Origin of the sequence: Albidovulum sp., assembly GCF_049646345.1 — a bacterium.
In the GTDB taxonomy this organism is placed as follows: domain Bacteria; phylum Pseudomonadota; class Alphaproteobacteria; order Rhodobacterales; family Rhodobacteraceae; genus Albidovulum.
Map to the genome: position 1 here is coordinate 1 of NZ_JBARVQ010000208.1, position 2,347 is coordinate 2,347.

The window sequence follows — 2,347 nt, forward strand, 5'->3', positions numbered from 1 at the left end:
TCGGTTTGCATGGGCACGCGGCTCTTGATGTTCTTGAACAGGGGACGTTCCTTCTGTAAGCCGGATACGAGGCGCAGAACCGCAAGGCAAGGGGTCGGAATGCTTAAATTGGCCGGTATCATCCGGACGTCGGTGGTCATCGCGATGGTTCTGACCCTGGCATCCTGTTCCGCACAGTACCGCAATCACGGCTATGTTCCGACCGATGCCGAACTGCAGCAGATCATCGTTGGCAAGGACACCAAGCAAACCGTTGCTGAACTTGTCGGCCGACCTTCTGCCGAGGGTGTGCTGAGCGAGAACGAATGGTTCTACGTCGAAAGCCGGTTCCGGCACTACACCTACAACGACCCCGAAGAGATCGAACGCGAAGTGCTGGTGATCAGTTTTGACAACAGCGAACGGGTCGCGAATATCGAGAGGTTCGGCATGGAGGATGGCCGGGTCATCGCGCTGTCGCGCCGCGTCACCTCAAGCTCGGTGCGCGACACGACCTTCCTGCGTCAGCTTCTGGGCAACCTCGGCAATATCACGCCTGACCAGTTCGGCCAGACCCCCTAATCCTGCGGCTTGAAGTCGAGCGCGACGCCGTTGATGCAGTACCGCAGGCCCGTCGGCGCCGGGCCGTCCGGGAAGACATGGCCCAGATGGGCGTCGCAGCGCGCGCAATGCACTTCGGTGCGCTTCATGAACCAGCTGTTGTCGCTGCTTTCTCCGACCATCTCGGACTCTTTGGGCTGGTAGAAGGACGGCCAGCCGGTGCCGCTGTCGAACTTGTGGGCCTGATCGAAAACCGGCGCGCCGCAACAGACGCAGGCGTATGTTCCGGGCTGCTTGGGGAAATTGTCATGCGTGAAGGCGCGCTCGGTGCCGTGCTTGCGGGTGACCTTGTAGGCTAGGTCCGAAAGCTGGTTGCGCCATTCTTCTTCGGTTTTCACGATCTTTTCCATGGCTGTCCCTTTCCGGGCTGTCAGAGAATTGTCATAAGTTCTGTGCTAGGCGTCCGCTGTGGCTATGTAATGGGCGCCGGGCGTTTCGCCAAGCGCTGCTCACGGCGCGGTGATGGAAGGAAGAGAGCCGATGGAGGTCTTTCGCAAGGGGCGCTATTCGGTCCGTTACGCCGGGTCCGACGCCGACCTTCAGGCGGCGCAGCGGTTGCGCTGGCTGGCCTTTCGTCCGGGCGCAGCTGAAGACGGTGTGGATGCGGACCGCTTCGACCCGTTGTGCCGCCATGTTCTGGTCGAGGAGCGGGCGGGCGGGCGGCTGGTCTGCACCTTCCGGTTCATGCTGCTGGAAGGCGGGGCGGAGATATCGCAAAGCTATTCGGCGCAATATTACGGACTGTCGGGTCTTGGCGATTACGCGGGGCGGATGGTCGAGATGGGGCGGTTCTGCATCGATCCGAGCTGCCATGACGCGGATATCCTGCGCGTCGCCTGGGGCGCGATGACCCGCGTGGTTCAGCAAGAGCGTGTTGATCTTCTTTTCGGCTGTTCGTCCTTCAAGGGCGTGGAGACGGGCGACTATCTGGATGCATTCGCGGTGCTGAAGGCCCGGCATCTGGCGCCAAAGCGCTGGCTGCCGGCGGCCAAGGCGCCGAACGTGTTTCGCTATGCCGCGCGGCTGCGGCGCAAGCCCGACATGCGGGCGGCAATGGCGAAGATGCCGCCGCTCTTGAAGTCCTACCTCATGATGGGCGGCTGGGTCAGCGATCACGCGGTGGTGGATGCCGAGATGAACACCCTGCATGTCTTCACCGGGCTCGAGGTGCGGGCGATCCCGCCGGGCCGCGTGCGGCTGTTGCAGGACATCGCCGGATAGGTCCGGCGCGGGTGGTGCTGCCGGTCGCCTCCGGCGGGGATATTTATCAACAGATGATGGGCATTGACGACGTCCGGGCGGCGGGTTAGCTGGCGGCCATGGCCCGTGCTCCCCTGCTTCAGCTTTCGAATATTGCCCTGACGTTCGGGGGCGCGCCCCTGTTCGAGGGGCTCGATCTGGTTGTCCAGCCCGGCGACCGTGTGGCGCTTGTCGGGCGCAACGGATCAGGCAAGTCGACATTGATGAAGGTGATGGCCGCTCTGGTCGAGCCTGACAGCGGCGCGCGCGTGGTGCCACCGGGCGTCAGCGTCGGCTACATGGAGCAGGAACCCGAGATGGCCGGTTTCGAGACCTTGGGCGATTTTGCCGCCAGCGGTCTGGCCGAAGGCGAGGAATACCGCGTCGCGGTCGTGGCAGAGGGGCTTAAGTTCGACCCCGAAACCCGGGTTGCGACGGCATCGGGCGGGGAACGGCGGCGCGCGGCGCTGGCCAAGCTTCTGGCCGAGGCACCGGAACTGATGCTGCT

Annotated in this window: 4 protein-coding genes; 3 read left to right on the top strand and 1 reads right to left on the bottom strand. The window is 63.5% G+C overall.

The features are described from left to right. Positions 1-144 precede the first annotated feature (144 nt). Positions 145-561 carry an outer membrane protein assembly factor BamE gene (locus tag WBB85_RS05005; protein WP_432637526.1) on the top strand — a complete coding sequence of 139 codons (417 nt, stop codon included), beginning with the start codon at positions 145-147 and terminating at the stop codon, positions 559-561. Here the strand turns inward: WBB85_RS05005 and msrB are convergent. Beyond that, complete coding sequence (gene msrB, locus WBB85_RS05010; protein WP_432637527.1) at positions 558-950, bottom strand: peptide-methionine (R)-S-oxide reductase MsrB; 393 nt, start codon at positions 948-950, stop codon at positions 558-560. The genes WBB85_RS05005 and msrB overlap by 4 nt on opposite strands. A 112-nt stretch (positions 951-1,062) precedes the next feature. Between msrB and WBB85_RS05015 the strand changes: the two genes are divergently transcribed. Continuing rightward, positions 1,063-1,821, top strand: coding sequence for a GNAT family N-acetyltransferase (locus WBB85_RS05015; RefSeq protein WP_432637528.1), 759 nt, complete (start codon positions 1,063-1,065; stop codon positions 1,819-1,821). A gap of 98 nt (positions 1,822-1,919) precedes the next feature. Further along, the coding region (locus WBB85_RS05020) for an ATP-binding cassette domain-containing protein (RefSeq protein WP_432637529.1) at positions 1,920-2,347 on the top strand (428 nt) is incomplete at its 3' end.

Coding starts and splice junctions, on each gene's coding strand:
- WBB85_RS05015 (WP_432637528.1), top strand. CDS start 1,063: ATGGAAGGAAGAGAGCCGATGGAGGTCTTTCGCAAGGGGCGCTATTCG.
- WBB85_RS05005 (WP_432637526.1), top strand. CDS start 145: ATGGTTCTGACCCTGGCATCCTGTTCCGCACAGTACCGCAATCACGGC.
- msrB (WP_432637527.1), bottom strand. CDS start 950: ATGGAAAAGATCGTGAAAACCGAAGAAGAATGGCGCAACCAGCTTTCG.